This is a genomic window from Cellulomonas carbonis (assembly GCF_014636275.1).
Taxonomy (GTDB): Bacteria; Actinomycetota; Actinomycetes; order Actinomycetales; family Cellulomonadaceae; genus Actinotalea; species Actinotalea carbonis.
On sequence record NZ_BMEB01000003.1, the window covers coordinates 45,291 to 61,676 of the forward strand.

Annotated in this window: 13 protein-coding genes; 9 read left to right on the plus strand and 4 right to left on the minus strand. The window is 76.4% G+C overall.

From position 1 onward, the window contains the following. Positions 1-44 precede the first annotated feature (44 nt). A complete protein-coding gene (locus tag IEV86_RS10180; RefSeq protein ID WP_188484657.1) occupies positions 45-1,064 on the plus strand; it encodes a DnaJ C-terminal domain-containing protein in 1,020 nt (339 codons plus the stop codon). A 61-nt stretch (positions 1,065-1,125) separates the two neighbouring features. Next, positions 1,126-1,545 (plus strand): heat shock protein transcriptional repressor HspR, encoded by a 420-nt coding sequence (locus IEV86_RS10185; RefSeq protein WP_043609980.1) that lies wholly within the window; start codon positions 1,126-1,128, stop codon positions 1,543-1,545. Positions 1,546-1,647: 102 nt separating this feature from the next. Here the strand turns inward: IEV86_RS10185 and IEV86_RS10190 are convergent, their stop codons facing one another. Together IEV86_RS10190 and IEV86_RS10195 are read right to left on the minus strand one after the other, a co-directional pair. Further along, the gene (locus tag IEV86_RS10190; protein WP_188484658.1) at positions 1,648-3,741 is read right to left on the minus strand and encodes a prolyl oligopeptidase family serine peptidase; all 2,094 of its coding nucleotides are present in this window, start codon (positions 3,739-3,741) and stop codon (positions 1,648-1,650) included. 333 nt (positions 3,742-4,074) lie between these two features. Continuing rightward, a complete protein-coding gene (locus tag IEV86_RS10195; RefSeq protein WP_081978938.1) occupies positions 4,075-4,824 on the minus strand; it encodes a hypothetical protein in 750 nt (249 codons plus the stop codon). A 157-nt stretch (positions 4,825-4,981) separates the two neighbouring features. On the opposite strand from IEV86_RS10195, the gene IEV86_RS18120 reads away from it, so the two are divergent. Continuing rightward, positions 4,982-9,373 (plus strand): sigma-70 family RNA polymerase sigma factor, encoded by a 4,392-nt coding sequence (locus IEV86_RS18120; RefSeq protein WP_188484659.1) that lies wholly within the window; start codon positions 4,982-4,984, stop codon positions 9,371-9,373. Positions 9,374-9,478: 105 nt separating this feature from the next. On the opposite strand, the gene IEV86_RS10205 is transcribed toward IEV86_RS18120, so the two are convergent. Together IEV86_RS10205 and IEV86_RS10210 are read right to left on the minus strand one after the other, a co-directional pair. Continuing rightward, positions 9,479-10,165: an SDR family oxidoreductase gene (locus IEV86_RS10205; protein WP_052426406.1), complete on the minus strand. Its 687-nt coding sequence runs from the start codon at positions 10,163-10,165 to the stop codon at positions 9,479-9,481. A gap of 61 nt (positions 10,166-10,226) precedes the next feature. Continuing rightward, positions 10,227-11,021 carry a glycosyltransferase family 2 protein gene (locus IEV86_RS10210; protein ID WP_052426403.1) on the minus strand — a complete coding sequence of 265 codons (795 nt, stop codon included), beginning with the start codon at positions 11,019-11,021 and terminating at the stop codon, positions 10,227-10,229. Positions 11,022-11,222: 201 nt separating this feature from the next. Here IEV86_RS10210 and idi point away from each other — a divergent pair, with 201 nt between their 5' ends. The 6 genes from idi to IEV86_RS10240 are packed head-to-tail and all read left to right on the plus strand — an operon-like array spanning position 11,223 to position 16,356. After that, complete coding sequence (gene idi / locus IEV86_RS10215; RefSeq protein WP_043608301.1) at positions 11,223-11,759, plus strand: isopentenyl-diphosphate Delta-isomerase; 537 nt, start codon at positions 11,223-11,225, stop codon at positions 11,757-11,759. Beyond that, positions 11,756-12,904: a polyprenyl synthetase family protein gene (locus IEV86_RS10220; protein ID WP_052426402.1), complete on the plus strand. Its 1,149-nt coding sequence runs from the start codon at positions 11,756-11,758 to the stop codon at positions 12,902-12,904. The genes idi and IEV86_RS10220 overlap by 4 nt, the downstream gene beginning before the upstream one ends. Further along, a complete protein-coding gene (locus IEV86_RS10225) occupies positions 12,889-13,764 on the plus strand; it encodes a phytoene/squalene synthase family protein (RefSeq protein ID WP_043608300.1) in 876 nt (291 codons plus the stop codon). Before IEV86_RS10220 ends, IEV86_RS10225 begins: the two co-directional genes overlap by 16 nt. Further along, positions 13,761-15,560: a phytoene desaturase family protein gene (gene crtI, locus IEV86_RS10230; protein ID WP_081978860.1), complete on the plus strand. Its 1,800-nt coding sequence runs from the start codon at positions 13,761-13,763 to the stop codon at positions 15,558-15,560. Before IEV86_RS10225 ends, crtI begins: the two co-directional genes overlap by 4 nt. Further along, entirely contained in the window at positions 15,557-15,952 is a 396-nt protein-coding gene (locus tag IEV86_RS10235; RefSeq protein WP_052426401.1) for a lycopene cyclase domain-containing protein, read from the plus strand. The genes crtI and IEV86_RS10235 overlap by 4 nt, the downstream gene beginning before the upstream one ends. Continuing rightward, positions 15,949-16,356: a lycopene cyclase domain-containing protein gene (locus IEV86_RS10240; protein WP_081978859.1), complete on the plus strand. Its 408-nt coding sequence runs from the start codon at positions 15,949-15,951 to the stop codon at positions 16,354-16,356. Before IEV86_RS10235 ends, IEV86_RS10240 begins: the two co-directional genes overlap by 4 nt. Positions 16,357-16,386: the final 30 nt, after the last annotated feature.

Consider the following 16,386-nt stretch of genomic DNA (forward strand, 5'->3'; position numbering starts at 1 on the left):
ACGCAGGCAGGCATGACGACGACGAGCAGGGAAGGGGGTAGGCGATGACCGGTCAGGACTGGTTCGAGAAGGACTTCTACGCGATCCTCGGCGTCCCGAAGAACGCCGACGCCGCGGCGATCAAGAAGGCGTACCGGAAGCTGGCGCGCACGCTGCACCCCGACCACAACCCCGGGGACGCGGCCGCCGAGTCGCGCTTCAAGGAGGTCGGCGAGGCCTACGCGGTCCTGTCGGACCCCGAGCAGCGCCAGCAGTACGACGCGATCCGCGCCATGGCGGGCGGCGGCGCGCGGTTCTCCGCGCCGGGCGGGCCCGGGTCGGCCGCGGGCGGCGCCGCGTTCGAGGACCTGTTCGGCGGGCTCTTCGGCGCCGGTGCGGGCGGTCCCACGGCGGGCGCCGGCCGCGCGGGCGGGCCCCGCGTCCGCTACTCGACGCCGGGCGCGGGCGCCGGTGCGGGCGGCGGCTTCGAGGACATCCTCGGCGGGCTGTTCGGCGGCGGGTTCCAGCGCGGCCCGCAGGCCGGCGCGGACCTCGCGGCGACGACGACGCTCCCGTTCCGCCAGGCCGTCCAGGGCTCGACCGTCACGCTCACCGTCGAGGGCCGCAAGGTCACGGCCCGCATCCCCGCGGGCGTGCGCGACGGCCAGAAGATCCGGCTGCGCGGCAAGGGGCGGCCCGGCGAGGGCGGCGGTCCCGCGGGCGACCTGCTCATCACGGTGCACGTGGAGCCGCACCCGGTCTTCGCGACCGACGGCAAGGACCTGCGCATGACGCTGCCCGTGACGTTCCCCGAGGCGGTGCTCGGCGCGCAGGTCGACGTGCCGACGCTCGACGGCGGCACGGTCAAGGTCAAGGTGCCCGAGGGCACGCCGTCGGGCCGCACGCTGCGCGTGCGCGGCAAGGGCATCACGACGCCGCAGGGCACGGGCGACCTGCTCGTCACCGTGCAGGTCGCGGTCCCGCAGCGGCTGTCGGGCGACGCGCGCAAGGCCGTCGAGGCCTTCGCGAGGGCGACCGAGGACGGCGACGTCCGCTCGGAGCTGCGGGCGCGCGCCGGACAGTGACGCACGGCCCCGCGCGGCGCTGAGGCACCGGGCGGGGTCCGACGCACGGAGGGAGGCAGTCGTGGCAGGACCCGAGGACGCACCCGTCTTCACGATCTCGGCGGCGGCCGAGCTCGCCGGCATGCACCCCCAGACGCTGCGTCAGTACGACCGGCTCGGCCTCGTGTCCCCCCAGCGCACCCGGGGACGCGGCCGCCGCTACTCGCTGCGCGACATCGCGCGGCTCCGCGAGGTCCAGCGGCTGTCCCAGGACGAAGGCATCAACCTCCAGGGCATCAAGCGGATCCTCGCGCTCGAGAACGAGGTCGAGCGGCTCCGTCAGCAGGTCGACCTGCTCCGGGCCGTCGCCGAGCCCGGTCGCCGCGTGTTCACCGCGGGCCCCCAGGGCGACGTCGTCGCCGTCCCCCGCGGGCACCGCCCCGCGCGCATCACGAGCACGGGCGCGCTCGTCGTCTGGCGCCCCTCCGCCGCGCGCGACTGACGCGCCGGGCCGCGGCAGCCGCCGGTGGGTGGGTCCGCCCGCGGCATGCGCGGGTCGATCCACCCGGCGCGGGTCCCGGCCGCCGCGACCCGGCCCCGGGCGTCAGCGCAGCCGCTGCCAGAGGAACGTGTACGCGAGCGCCGACATGAGCGCCGCCTGCGCGTTCGTCGACGCCCCGCCGTGGCCGCCCTCGATGTTCTCGTACGACGTCACGTCCTTGCCCAGGTCGCGCAGCAGCGCCGCCATCTTGCGCGCGTGACCGGGGTGGACGCGGTCGTCGCGCGTCGACGTGGTGAGCAGCAGCGGCGGGTGGTCGGCCTCGTCGCGCACGAGCTGGTAGGGCGAGTACCGCCGGAGGAACTCCCAGTCGGCCGGGACGTCCGGGTCGCCGTACTCCGCGACCCACGAGGCCCCCGCGAGCAGCCGGCTGTAGCGGCGCATGTCCAGCAGCGGCACCTGGCACACGATCGCGCCGAAGAGCTCGGGGTACCGGACGTACATGTTGCCCATGAGCAGGCCGCCGTTGCTGCCGCCCTGCGCGCCGAGCCGCTCGGGCGTCGTGACGCCCCGCCCGACGAGGTCGCGCGCGACGGCGGCGAAGTCCTCGTACGCGCGGTGCCGGTTCTCGCGCAGTGCGGTCTGGTGCCAGCGCGGCCCGTACTCGCCGCCGCCGCGGATGTTCGCGAGCGCGTACGCCCCGCCCCGCGCGAGCCACGCGCGCCCGAGCGTCCCCGAGTACGACGGCCGCAGCGAGATCTCGAACCCGCCGTACCCGTACAGCAGCGTCGGGACGGGACCCGCCGCGTCGCGCGGCCGGACGAGGAAGTACGGCACGCGCGTGCCGTCGTCGGACGTGACCATGTGCTGGCTGACCTCGTGCGTCGACGCGTCGAAGAACGACGGCGCCGCCTTGAGGTGCTCCTGCGCGACGACGCCGTCGGCGGAGAGCGTCGCGCGGCCGAACGTCGACGGCGTCAGGAAGCCCGTGACGGTGAACCACACGTCGTCGGACTCGTCGGCGTCGACCGCGCGCAGCGCGACGGTCGTGAGGTCCGGTGCGCCGAGGTCGGCCGGCGCGACGTCGACGCGGGTCCACCCGTCCGGCCCGGGCGTGAGGACCTGCACGCGGTCGGTGACGTCCTCCAGCACCGTCAGCGCGAGGTGCGAGCGGGTCCAGGTGGCGCCCGCGAGGGACGACGTCGGCGTCGGCGCGAACAGCACCTCGAACGACCGGTCGCCCGCGAGGAAGTCGTCGAGCCGGACGGCGAGCAGCGCACCCGCGGGGTGCACGGGGCCGCCGTCGGGCGCCCACTCCTCGCGCAGCTCCACGAGCAGCCACTCGCGGTGCACGCCGACCTCCGCGCTCGTCGGCACGTCGATGCGTGTCAGCGAGTCGTCGGCGCCGAGGAGGAAGACCTCCTGGTGGTAGAAGTCCGTCGCGCGCACGACGAGGTCGCGCTCGAAGCCGGGGGTCCGGTCGTGGAACGCGGACACCGAGAGGTCCTCGACCTCGCCCTCGAAGACGACGGGTGCGTCGGTCAGGGCCGTCCCGCGCCGCCAGCGCCGCACCTGACGGGGGTACCCCGACGACGTCGTCGAGCCCTCGCCCGTGTCGGTCGCGACGAACGTCGTCGACTCGTCGACCCACGAGACGCCGCCCTTCGCCTCGGGCCGGACGAACCCGTCCTCGACCCACGTGAGCGTCGTGAGGTCGAGCTCGCGCGTGGTGTCCGCGTCGGACCCGCCGCGGGAGAGGTTGACGAGCGCGCGGCGCAGGTCGGGGCGCAGGATGCTCGCGCCGTGCCACACCCACTGGACGCCCTCGGCCTCGGACAGCGCGTCGAGGTCGAGGAGCACCTCCCACTCCGGGTCGTCGGTGCGGTAGCTCTCGAGCGTCGTGCGGCGCCACACGCCGCGCTCGTGATCGGCGTCCTGCCAGAAGTTGTAGAGCCGGTCCCCGGCCTGCGACACGACCGGGATGCGGTCGCGCGAGTCGAGGACCTCGAGGACCTCGCCCCGGATGGTGTCGAGCAGGTCGCCGCCGAGCGCCGCGAGCGCCTCGTCGTTGCGCTCGCGGACCCACGCGAGCTGCGCGTCGCCCTCGACGTCTTCGAGCCAGACGTGCGGGTCGGCCGCCACGTCGGCGTCGGTCGGGGCGGCGTCGGCGGGGGTGAGGGCGTCCTCGTGGGTGGTCACCGGGCGATCCTTCGCCGCCGACGCCGCACGCGGCAACTCGACACCGCGAGGACCGCCGCACCCGAGCCCGCCCCCACGTCGAGATCAGGGTTCGCGTCGGCGAGTCGCGCGACACGCCGACGCCAAGTCTGATCTCGACGGGCGGGGACGCGCGGGGCGGGAGGGGAGGGCCCGCGAGAGGGCGTGCGGGAGGGCGTGCGGGAGGGCGCGCGAGAGGGCCCGCGAGAGGGCGCGCGGGACCCGCAGGAGGGGGATCGCGACGGCGCCGCGCCGCAGGGGAACGGTGCGGCGCCGTCGCGGGGTGGTGGAGGGGCTGCCGTGTCGCGAGGGGGGTCAGCGACGCAGCTGCTCGAGCAGCTCCACCGCCCGGTCATGGGTCTCCGGGAGGGGTTCGATCCAGATCCGCGGCGGCTGCCGGAGCAGCTCGCCGATCTGCAGCTCGGCCGCCTGGAGGTCGACCTCGTCGCGCAGCACGCGCACGGTCTCGCCGAGGTCCCAGTCGCGCGCCATGAGCACGGCGAACGCGCCGCCCCCGAGGGACGCCATCGGGTGGCCCGTCGGCAGCGCCGCGGTGAGCGCGCGGCCCATCGCGGCCGAGCGCGCCGCGCGGCGCCACGGGTGGATGTCCCCGACGGCGACGTCGACGAGCACGAGGCAGTGGGTCGTGAACGCGTGGTGCGCGTGCCGGCGAGCCGTGCCGTACGTCTCCATGAGGCGCACGGACAGGTAGTCGACGGTCGGCAGGCCCGACTCGGGGTCGATGCAGCCCGCCGACACCGGCACGCTCTCGATCGCGGCCGCCCAGCCCTCGCAGAGCGCGCGGACCACCTCGAGCGGCGGCTCGACGCCCGACAGCTCGTAGACGATCGCGAGGTCGTCGAGCGCCTCGGCGATGCCCACGCCCGTCGACCCGCGCATCTCGCCCAGACGGAACGCCGCGGGCGCCGCGGCGAAGCCGGTCGTGAGAGCCTCGGTGAGGGCGTCGACGGCCGGGTGGTACCAGTCGCCGGGCCGGAGCCACACGTGCTCGACGGTCCGCGCGCGCCACTGCTCACGCAGCGCGACGGCCGGCGTCAGCGGCATCTCGGTCCTCATGCCCGATGAGAGGGAGCAGCCCCCAGGTCATGACGCGACTTCGACACTTCAGGTTGCGGGTGAAAAAGCCGATGAGTGCTGACAGGGCCCGATCGACGGGCACGTGCCGGGCGGGACGCCGCTCGGCCGGAGACGCGGAGGTGGCATGACCACCCTGGGGAGCAGCTGGGACCTCGCGAGCGACGCGGAGATCATCACCGCGGTCCGGGCGGGGGACACGGCGGCCTTCGGCGTGCTCTACGAGCGCCACGCGCCCGCTGCCCGCGCCGTCGCGCGCCAGTACAGCAACTCCGCCGCCGACGCCGAGGACGCGGTCTCCGACGCGTTCTCACGCGTGTTCGGCGCGATCCGCTCGGGCGGCGGGCCCGACGTCGCCTTCCGGGCCTACCTGTTCACGGTGCTGCGCCGCACGGCGATGCAGCGCATCGAGTCGGTGCGTCGCACCCAGCCGACCGACGACGTCGCGACGTTCGAGGCGGCCTTCGGCGCGGGCGAGTCGACCGAGACCCCCGCGATGGAGGACTTCGAGCGCGGCGTCGTCTCCCAGGCCTACCGGTCGCTACCGGAGCGCTGGCAGGCGGTGCTCTGGTACACCGAGGTCGAGAGCATGAGCCCGGCCGAGATCGCGCCCGTCCTGGGCCTCACGGCCAACGGCGTCGCCGCGCTCGCGTACCGCGCGCGGGAGGGCCTGCGGCAGGCGTACCTCCAGCAGCACCTCGCCGCCCCCCTCGACGAGGCCTGCACGATCGTCAACGCGAAGCTCGGCGCCTACGTGCGCGGTGGTCTCGCCAAGCGCGAGACGGCCCTTGTCGAGTCCCACCTCGACGAGTGCGGCCGGTGCCGCGGGCTCGTCCTCGAGCTCGGCGACGTCAGCCACGGCATGCGCGCCGTCGTCGCGCCGTTCGTGCTCGGCGCGGTCTCGTGGGCGGTGCTGCACGGCGTCGGCTTCGGCGGTGCCGTGGGCGCCGCTGCGGCAGGGGCTGCGGCGGGGGCCGGGGCGACCGGTGCCGCCGGCTCGGGTGCGGCTGGATCGGGAACGGGCGCGGGCTCGGGCGCCGGCGCCGCCGGCTCGGCCGCGGGTTCCGGCTCGGCCGTGGGCGCGGGTGCCGGTGCCTCGGGTGCGGGTGCGACGGTCGGCGCGGGCAGCGCGGCCGGAACCGCGACGGGCTCCGGCCTGGGTCTCGCCGCCTCGACGGCGGCCGGCGTCGCGGCGGTGGGCGGTGCGTCCGCGATCGGCGTCCACGCGGCCCAGGAGGCCGCCGCGGCGCAGGTCGCGGGCGCGGCGTCGACGGCGTCGACCGGTGCTGTCGCCGCGACGGGAGCGACGGCGGGTGCGACGGCGGCTGCCGGCGCCTCGGCCGGCGCGGGCGTGCTCGCTGCGCTCGCGAGCGTGCCCGCGGGCGTCCTGGCCGCGGTCGCGGCAGGCGTGGTCGTGGTCGGCGCGGTGGGGGTGGCCGGGTCGCTCGGCGTCTTCACGTCCGACCCGCCCGCGGCGACGGCCGAGCAGGTCCCTGGCGGGTCCGACGGCGACGCCTCCGGCGACGACGGCGGCGCAGAGGGCTCGCCCGGCGACGACGGCGGCTCCGAGGGCTCGGGCGACGACGGCGGCCCCGGCAGCGACGACACCGACGAGCCGCCCGTCGTGGCGGCCCCCGAGCCGCCCGCCGACGACGCCGCGGCCGGGTCGGCGTCGACCGACGAGCCGCGCACGCAGCCGGGCAGCACGACGGCCCCGGGTGTGTCCGACGCGGACCCGGAGCCGACCGGCCCGACGACGCCCGCGGACCCGGCGGACCCGGCGGACCCCGGACCGACGGACCCGGACCCGACCGACCCGGACCCGACGGACCCCGCCGACCCCGGCGATCCCGACCCGGCCGACCCCACGGACCCCGACCCGACCGACCCGACCGACCCGACCGACCCGGACCCGACCGACCCGGACCCGACCGACCCCGACCCAATCGACCCGACGGACCCGGGCGTCGTCTCGCTCGTCGTGACGCCCCCGGCCGACCTCGCGCTCGAGGTCGGCGTGCCGACCCTCATGACCGTCCAGGTCACGAACACGGGCACGCGCGACGCGGGCGAGGTGCGGTCGGAGCTGCTCTTCGCCGACGACGTCGAGTGGGAGCTCGAGGCGCTCACGTCGCCCACCGCGGGCCCGGGTGCCTCGGCGCCGGCCGCGACGGGCACGGGCCGCTGGACGTGCGCGGCCGAGTCCGCCGTCGTCGGCGCGTGCACGCTCGACGGTCTCGCCGCCGGTGCCACGAGCACGCTGACCGCGCGCCTCGTCGTCGACGCCGACCTCGACGGGTCGCGTGATGTGCCCGTCCAGGTGCGCACGTGGGCGCCCGGCGTCACGGAGCCGTCCGTTCCGCAGTCCCTGGGCGGGACGCTCCGATCGCGCCCCGCGGTGCTCACCCTCGGCACGACGCCGGGAGCGGTCCTCCAGGGCGAGGTCGGCGCCGACGTCGTGCGCCGGGTCGAGGTCCCCGTCGGCAACGCGGGCGGCACGACCGCGCGCGGCGTCGTGGCGCAGGTCGTGACGGCGGACCTGCCCGACGGCGTCGAGGCGCGCGACGTGACGGGCGACGCGTGGGTGTGCCGCGACTCCGAGCCCGGTCGGCTCGACTGCGCGCTCCCCGGGCTCGCCCCCGGCGCGACCGTCCCGCTCGTGCTCGACCTCGTCGCTGCCGCGCCCGACGTCGCGGCCGGCTCGGGCCTCGTCGACGTCGACGTGAGCACGGCGCTGCACGTCGCGCTCGCCGGGTCGACCGCGACGACCGACCTCCCCGTGACCGTCCGCTCGGCCCCGGCCGCCGTCGTCGCCGGCCCCGCGGACGCGACCGAGCTCGTCGCCGACACCGCACGACCGGTCGACGCGACGCTCGTCTTCGACGTCGCCAACGACGGTGCGACCACGGCACGCGACGTCGTCGCCAGCGTCACCACGGGGGTCCTCCCCGCGGACGTCGGCGTGACCGTCGGCGAGCCCTGGCGCTGCACGGCGACGCTCGGCGAGCTCGTGTGCGAGCTCGACGCCCTCCTCCCGGGTGCCGAGGCCCCGCTGGCGGTGACCGCCACCGCGGGGACGGGCCTGCGCGACGTCGACCGCGCGGCCGACGTGCGGGTGCGGCTCGGTGCCGCCGACGTCGGCGCACCGCTCACGATCCGCTCCGCACCCTCGGTCCCGGCGGTCACGACGACCGTCACCCCGGGCGACGTCGAGCCCGGTCGTTCGCGGCCGGTCGGCGTCCACGTCACCAACGCGGGGGCGACGACGGCGACGTTCGAGGTCGTCGTCGCGGTACCCGCGCCGCTCCAGGCCGAGCGACCTCTGCCGGACGGGTGGTCCGACGCCGCCCCGGGGTCGGTGCGCACGTCCGTCCTGGTGGGACCGGGCGCCACGACCGACCTCGTCCTCCCGGTGCGTGTCCCCGCGGGGCAGTTCGCCGACGACGACGTGGTGACGCTCGGCGTCGAGGTCACCGGACCGACGACGCGCGCGACCGCGACGGCCGACGTCCCCGTGCCGACGCGCACGCCGGACCCGGAGCCGACCGACCCGACGGACCCGACGGACCCGGCGGACCCGGACCCGGCGGACCCGGATCCGGCGGACCCGGATCCGTCGGACCCGGACCCCGCCGATCCGACCGATCCCACTCACCCGTCGGACCCGGACCCCACCGATCCGACCGACCCGACCGACCCGTCGGACCCGGACCCCACCGATCCGACCGACCCCTCGGACCCGGACCCCACCGATCCCACTGACCCGTCCGACCCGGACCCGACCGACCCGACGGACCCCACCGACCCGACGGACCCCGCCGTCGCGCGGCTCGACCTCACCGTGCCCGCGTCGCTGGACCTCGAGCGCGGCACGCCGGGCCGGCTCGACGTCCGCGTCGCCGGGACGGGTGACGCCGACGCGGAGGACGTGACGGTCGACGTCGACCTCCCGCCCGGCATCGCTTTCGTCGAGGGCGGCTCGTGCGCGGCACGTCCGGGGACGAACGCCGACGTCGAGTGCCCGGTCGGGACCGTCCCCGCGGGCGGCTCGGTCGACGTCGAGATGGAGCTGCTCGCGCGCGCGGCGCTCGAGGACGTGCCGGTCGTCGTGACCGTGCGGGGCCCGGGCGTCGAGCAGGTCGAGCGCACCGTGTCGGTGCGGGTCGTCGCGGCGAGCGCCGCGATCGTCGGCGCCTCGGTGTCGGCCGAGGACCCGTCGGCCGCGCAGCTGCGCTGGGTCGTGACCGCCGGCCCGTCGGTTCCGGTCCGCGGCCTCGAGGTGCGCATCCAGGACCTCGGCGCCGCGTGGACGGGCGTCCAACCCGCCGGCGGGTGGACGTGCCGCAGGCAGGGGCCGTCGGTGGTGTGCGAGCTGCCGCGTCTCGACGCGGGGGAGACAGCGACGCTGTCGGTCCCGGTCACCGTGCGAGCCGGCTTCGCGCTCGCGTGGGGTCGCCTGACGGCGGACAACCTGACGGGTCAGCGCGACGCCGCGTCGGTCATCCACCTGCGCGACTGAGCCCGCTCGCCTCGCTCGCCCCGCTGGCGCCGCTCGACCAGCTCGCGCCGCTCGACGCGACCGGCCGCTGCGGCGGCGACCGCTGCCGCCACCGGACCGGGGCCGTCAGAGCGCGTCGAGCCCTCCGTCGCCCGGTTCGCCGCGCCCGGCGGCCTGCACGGCCGCGTCGATCAGGTCCTCGCCCGCGACGAGCTCGAGCGTGAGCCCCACGGTCGCGGCCTCGTCGAGCAGCGCGACGACGGTCCGGGCGACGTCGTCGCGGCTCACGCTGCCCCGCTCGACGCGCGGCTCGAGCCGCACGAGGCCGGTGCCCGGCTCGTCCGTGAGACCGCCCGGACGCAGGACGGTCCAGTCGAGGTCGCGTGCGCGCACGTCGTCCTCGGCGGCGGCCTTGGCCTCGAGGTAGGCGCGGAAGACGTCGTCGTCGGCCTGCGTCGGGTCGTCCGCACCCATCGACGAGACGAGCACGTAGCGGCTCACGCCCGCGCCCTCGGCCGCGTCGGCGAGGAGGACGGCGGCGCCGCGGTCGACGGAGTCCTTGCGGGCCGCACCCGAGCCCGGACCCGCGCCGGCGGCGAAGACCACGGCGTCGGCGCCGTCGAGCACGGGGACGAGCTCACCCACGTCGGCGTGCTCGAGGTCGATCACCGCCGCCTGCCCGCCCGCGTGCTCGACGTCGCCGATGTGGGCGGGGTTGCGCACGAGGCCGACCACCTCGTCGCCCCGCTCGTGCAGGAGCCGGGTGAGTCGGAGGGCGATCTGGCCGTGGCCGCCGGCGATGACGATGCGCATGGCCGTCACGGTAGGTCGCCGCGGGCCGCACGGCACCCCGTCGGCCGAGCCCGGCCCGCGGTCAGCCGGACTCGCCGCCGCTCGGCAGGCCCGGGCGCACGGCGGCCGGTCCTGTCCCGCGCCAGCGCGCCTCCCACCGCCGCCACGCGGGCGTCGTCGGCCGGTGCACCGCGACGGTGCGCAGACCGCGCACGAACCGCCGTCGGACCTGCCCGGCACCGCGCAGCGAGCGCCCGGACACGCCGACCCGCAGCGACCGGTCGCGCCGGATCCGGGCCATCGGGCCGAGGCAGAACGCGAGGTCGACGTCGTCGTGCAGCTCGGCGTCGGTGCGCACGACCCGGTCGCGGACGGCGAGCCACGCGCTGCGGCGCACGGCCATGTTCGACCCCCAGAGCGGGGGGTGCGCGAGCGCGCCGTGCATCGAGGCGTAGTACGCGCCGAGGTAAAGCCGTGCGAGGAGCGGTCCGGCGGCGCCGAGGTCGTAGAAGTCGCCGTCGCCCGTGAGCGCGTCGAGGTCGGGGTCGTCCGCGAACGCGTCCGCGATCCGCTCGAGCCAGTCCGGCGGCGCGACGGTGTCCGCGTCGCACCGGACGACGACGTCGCCGGTCGCCGCGTCGTAGCCCGTGGCGGCCGCGGCCGGGATGCCGCGCAGCGGTTCGACGACGACGCGTGCGCCGTGCTCGAGCGCCACCGCGACGCTGCCGTCGCGGCACCCGTTGTCGACGACGACGACCTCGAGGGGCGCGAGCGACTGGGCGTCGAGCGCGGCGAGGCACCGCCGGAGGGCGGGTGCGTCGTCGAGCACGGGCACGACGACGCTCAGCGTCGGCCGGGCGGGGGAGGGCGGCGGCATCGGGTGGCGTGCTCCTCGAACGGGGCGGGACGGGGCAGGTCGGGTCACCCGGCCGGCGGCCGAGACCGCAGGGTGTCGACGGATCCGCGTCGATGCCCCACGATGGTCCCCACGGTACGAGTGTTGGGAAGGGCGCTCGCGCCTGCTCTCGCATACGCTCAGCATGCTGAGCATGTGCCCGATCCGTCCGGAAGGCCTTCCATGACCTCGTCAGAGACCGTCGTCCTCCTCGCCGACGACGGCACCCGGACGGGCACCGCCGACAAGGCGACGGTGCACACGGCCACGACGCCGCTGCACCTCGCCTTCTCGTGCCACCTGCTCGGCGACGACGGACGCGTCCTGGTGACGCGCCGCGCGCTCGCCAAGCGGACCTGGCCGGGCGTGTGGACCAACTCGGTGTGCGGGCACCCGGGCCCCGACGAGTCGTTCGAGGACGCGATCCTCCGCCGCAGCCGGTTCGAGCTCGGCGTCGAGGTCGCGGACGTCGAGGTGGTCGTGCCGGACTTCCGCTACCGCGCCGTCGACGCCTCGGGCGTCGTCGAGAACGAGATCTGCCCGGTCTTCACCGCGCGCGCTCTCTCGCCCGTCCGTCCCAACCCGGACGAGGTCATGGACCTCGCGTGGGTCACGCCCGCGCAGCTGCGCGACGCGGTCCGTGCGATGCCGTTCGCGCTGAGCCCGTGGCTCGTGCAGCACGCCGCCGGCCTCCCGCTCCTCGCGGAGGTCGGTGCATGACCCTCACGTTCACCGGTCCGGCGCCCGTCGTCGGCGACGAGCAGCCCCGCTGGCTGCGCGCGGCGCAGGACCAGCGGGCGGTCGACGCGCTGCTCGCGCGCGTGCTCGAGCAGGCCCGTGGGCACGCGCTCGCGTTCGGCCCCGAGTACGGGCTCGTGTGGTCCGAGCTGGCCCGCAGCGTGCGCGGCGGCAAGCGGTTCCGCTCGGCGATCGTGCTCGGCACGCACGCCGCGCTCTCGGGCTCGCACGACGACGCCGCGGTCGCCGTCGCCGCCGGCTTCGAGCTGCTGCACACCGCGTTCCTCGTCCACGACGACCTGATCGACCACGACTGGGTGCGCCGGGGCGAGCCGAACCTCGCCGCGACGATGCGCGCGACGTCGGTCGCGGGCGGCTCGGAGCCGGCGCCCGCTCAGGAGTGGTCCGAGGCGGCCGCGGTCCTCGCGGGCGACCTCGCGCTGAGCCGGGCGCACCGCCTCGTCGCGGGCGTCGACGTCGTCCCCGCACGGCGGGAGCAGCTGCTCGACCTGCTCGACGAGACGCTCCTCGTCTCCGCGGGCGGCGAGCTCGCCGACACCGCCTACGGGCTGGGGCTGCGCGTCCCGACGCTCGACCAGGCCCTGCTCGTGTGCGAGTCGAAGACCGCGATGTACTCGTTCCGCGCGCCGCTGCGCGCGGGTGCGATCCTCGCGGGGGCGTCGCAGCGCACGCAGGCCGAGCTCGACCACGTCGGCCGCCTGCTCGGCCGGGCGTTCCAGCTCGTCGACGACCTGCTCGGGGTGTTCGCGCCCGAGGAGAGCATCGGCAAGAGCAACATCAGCGACCTGCGCGAGGGCAAGCACACCGCGCTGATCCTCCACGCGCAGGCGCTGCCCGTGTGGGCGGACGTCGCCGACGGCTTCGGCGACCCGGAGCTCGACCGCGCCCGCGCCGACGCGATCCGCGCGGCGCTCGCCGGATCGGCCGCCCCGGGCCTCGTCGAGCAGCACGTCCGGGCCGATCTCGCCGAGGTCGCGAGCCGCTGCGACGAGGACGTCCTCGGTCCGGACCTGTGCGCGTTCGTGCGCACGATCGCCGACCGCGTCACGGGCGCGCTCGACGACGTCGTCGGTCACGTGGAGGCGGTCCGGTGCGCAGCCGCCTGAGCCTCTACGACGCCGTCGCCGAGGGGGCCGCGGACCTCGTGGTGCGCGAGTACTCGACGAGCTTCGGCCTCGCGACCCGGCTGCTGCCCGCCGCGCAGCGCAGCGAGATCCGCAACGTGTACGCCCTGGTCCGGCTCGCCGACGAGGTCGTCGACGGCGCGACGGACGAGGCGGGCGGCGACGTCGCCTCGGCACGGGAGCGCCTCGATGCGCTCGAGCGCGAGACCGAGTCCGCGATGGCGAGCGGGTACAGCACCAACGTGCTGGTGCACGCGTTCGCGCTCACCGCCCGGCGGTCCGGGATCTCGACGGACCTGACGCGCCCGTTCTTCGCGTCGATGCGGATGGACCTCGACACGAGCGTGCACGACGAGGACAGCTTCCGGCGGTACGTCTACGGCTCGGCCGAGGTCGTCGGCCTCATGTGCCTGCGGGTGTTCCTGCGGGCCGAGCCGGCCGCACGGCGCGACGAGCGCTACGCCGAGCTCGCCCCCGGGGCGCAGGCGCTCGGCGCGGCGTTCCAGAAGATCAACTTCCTGCGGGACATCGCCGACGACTCCGACCGGCTGGGGCGCAGCTACTTCGTCGGCGTCGACCCGCACCACGTCACCGAGGCCGACAAGGCCGCCGTGCTCGACGACATCGCGGCGGACCTGCGTGTCGCGCGTGCGGCGATCGACCGGCTCCCGCCGGGTGCGGCGCGCGCGGTCGCCGTCGCGTGCGAGCTGTTCGCCGAGCTCACGCGCCGCCTCGGCGCGACCCCCGCGGAGGACCTCATGCACACGCGCGTCAGCGTCCCGACGACGGCGAAGGTCCGCGTCACGGCACGTGCGCTGCGCGGCCGGGTGGGCGTGCGATGAGCGGCACGACGAGGGACGCGAGGGGCCGTGCCGGCTCGGACGGGCGGCGCGCCGTCGTCGTCGGCGGGGGGATCGCGGGGCTTGCGACGGCCGCGCTGCTCGGCGCCGAGGGGTACGAGGTCACGCTGCTCGAGGCGCGCGACCAGGTGGGCGGGCGCGCCGGGCTGTGGCGCTCCGACGGGTTCGCGTTCGACACCGGCCCGTCCTGGTACCTCATGCCCGAGGTGTTCGACCACTTCTTCCGGCTGCTCGGCACGAGCGCCGACGCCGAGCTCGACCTCGTGCGCCTCGACCCCGGCTACCGGGTGTTCTTCGAGTCGGAGCCGCCGCTCGACGTGCGCTCGGACCTCGAGGGGTCGGTGGCGCTGTTCGAGGAGGTCGAGCCGGGTGCGGGCGAGCGGCTGCGCGAGTACCTGCGCGTCGCGGCCGACACGTACGACATGGCGACGCGGTACTTCCTCTACACGACCTTCGCGTCGCTCCTGCCGCTGATGCGCCCGGACGTCGTCGCGCGTCTGCCGCGGCTCGCGCGCCTGCTCACGCGCTCGCTCGAGGACCACGTGGGCGAGCGGTTCGCCGACCGGCGGCTGCGCCAGGTGCTCGGGTACCCCGCGGTGTTCCTCGGCTCGGCGCCCCGCATCACGCCGTCGATGTACCACCTGATGAGCCACCTCGACCTCGCCGACGGCGTGCTCTACCCGCAGGGCGGGTTCGCCGAGCTCATCGAGCGGATCCGGGCGCTCGCGGAGAAGAACGGGGTCGACGTCCGGACGCGCGCCGACGTCGTGCGGATCGAGACCGAGCCGCTCGACGACGACGCGGCCGGTGCGTCGTCGTCGGGCTCGGCCGACCGGCTGCGCCCGCTGCGTCGCGCAGGGCGGGCGGCGCTGCGCCGACCGGTCGCGCGGGCGACGGGCGTCCGGGTCCGCGAGGCCGACGGGACGGTCACGACCCTCCCGGCCGACGTCGTCGTCAGCGCCGTCGACCTGCACCAGGCGGAGACGCGCCTGCTGCCCGCGCACCTGCGGGACCACTCGCCGCGCTGGTGGCGGCGCCGCCTGCCCGGCCCGAGCGCGGTGCTCGTCTACCTCGGCGTGCGCGGACGGCTGCCCGAGCTCGAGCACCACTCGCTGTTCTTCACCGAGGACTGGCAGCACGGGTTCGACGCGATCTTCCCGAGGGGGACGCGGCACACGCCGTCGGGCGGGCCGGACGTGCCGTTCCCGAGCCCCGCGTCGCTGTACGTGTGCCGGCCGAGCGCGACGGACCCGGGCGTCGCACCCGAGGGCGACGAGAACCTGTTCGTCCTCGTGCCGGTGCCCGCGGACCCGCGGCTCGGGCGTGGCGCGGTGGACCGTGCGGGCGACCCGTGGGTCGAGGCCGTCGCGGACGCAGCGATCGGGCAGGTCGCGCGGTGGGCGGGTGTGCCCGACCTCGCCGAGCGCGTCGTCGTGCGGCGGACCGTCGGCCCCGCCGACTTCGCGGAGGACCTGCGCACGTGGCACGGCACCGCGCTCGGGCCCGCGCACACGCTCGCGCAGAGCGCGATGTTCCGGGCGGGCAACGCGTCCCGCAAGGTCGCCGGGCTGCTGCACGCGGGCGGGACGACGATCCCCGGCATCGGGCTGCCGATGTGCCTCATCAGCGCCGAGCTGGTCCTCAAGCGGCTCCGCGGCGACACGTCCGCCGGGCCGCTGCCGGAGCCGCAGGCCGGGACGGGCGCGGGGACTGACCCGGGCACGGGGACGGGCGCGGGGACGGGCCCAGGGGCGGCCCCGGGCGCCCGACGCGCATGACCGGTCTGCTCTACCTCGCCGCGCTCGCGGTGTCGATCACCGGCATGGTCGTGCTCGACCGGCGGTTCGCGCTGTTCTTCTTCGACGACGCGCGCCGCGCCGCGGTCGTCCTCGCCGTCGGCGTCGGGACGTTCCTCGTGTGGGACCTGCTCGGGATCGGGCTCGGCGTGTTCTTCCGCGGCGAGACGCGGTACATGACGGGGGTCCAGCTCGCGCCCGAGCTGCCCGTCGAGGAGGTCTTCTTCCTCGTGCTGCTGTCGTACCTGACCATGAACGTGTGGGCCGGGGCGCGGCGGGTCGCCGAGGCGCACGCGGGTCGGAGGGACTCGCCGTCGTCGTCGGCGGGGCCGGCCGGGTCGGCCGGGTCGCCGTCCGCGGGCGGTGTCCGGTGACGTACGCGCTGCTCAACGTGCCGTTCCTGCTGGGCGCGGTGGCGGTGCTCGCCGTCGCGCGCCGACGGACGGGGCGTCCCGCGTGGGGGCCCCTCGCCGTGACGGCGGCGGTGATGCTCGCGCTCACGGCGGTGTTCGACAACGTGATGATCCGGGTCGGGCTCGTCGCGTACGACGACGCGCAGCGGCTCGGCCCGCAGGTGGGCGTCGCCCCGGTCGAGGACTTCGCGTACACGGTCCTCGCGGTGCTGCTCCTGCCCGCGTTGTGGGTGCTGCTCGGGCGGCGCCGTCGTGCGGCCGACGACGACGCGGCGGGCTCGGCGGGTGCGGCGGCGCGGATGCGGCACCCGCGCGGTGCCGGAGGCGGCAGCATGGGGCCGGACGACGGACGGAGCGGACGATGACGACGGCGGCCGGCACGGGCGAGGGTACGG

Bases quoted from the DNA above. Each gene is read 5' to 3' on its own strand.
- IEV86_RS10195 (WP_081978938.1), bottom strand. From the start codon at position 4,824: ATGCCGCTGACGCCGGCCGTCGCGCTGCGTGAGCAGTGGCGCGCGCGG.
- IEV86_RS10180 (WP_188484657.1), top strand. From the start codon at position 45: ATGACCGGTCAGGACTGGTTCGAGAAGGACTTCTACGCGATCCTCGGC.
- idi (WP_043608301.1), top strand. From the start codon at position 11,223: ATGACCTCGTCAGAGACCGTCGTCCTCCTCGCCGACGACGGCACCCGG.
- crtI (WP_081978860.1), top strand. From the start codon at position 13,761: ATGAGCGGCACGACGAGGGACGCGAGGGGCCGTGCCGGCTCGGACGGG.
- IEV86_RS10235 (WP_052426401.1), top strand. From the start codon at position 15,557: ATGACCGGTCTGCTCTACCTCGCCGCGCTCGCGGTGTCGATCACCGGC.
- IEV86_RS10205 (WP_052426406.1), bottom strand. From the start codon at position 10,165: ATGCGCATCGTCATCGCCGGCGGCCACGGCCAGATCGCCCTCCGACTC.
- IEV86_RS10220 (WP_052426402.1), top strand. From the start codon at position 11,756: ATGACCCTCACGTTCACCGGTCCGGCGCCCGTCGTCGGCGACGAGCAG.
- IEV86_RS10210 (WP_052426403.1), bottom strand. From the start codon at position 11,021: ATGCCGCCGCCCTCCCCCGCCCGGCCGACGCTGAGCGTCGTCGTGCCC.
- IEV86_RS18120 (WP_188484659.1), top strand. From the start codon at position 4,982: ATGACCACCCTGGGGAGCAGCTGGGACCTCGCGAGCGACGCGGAGATC.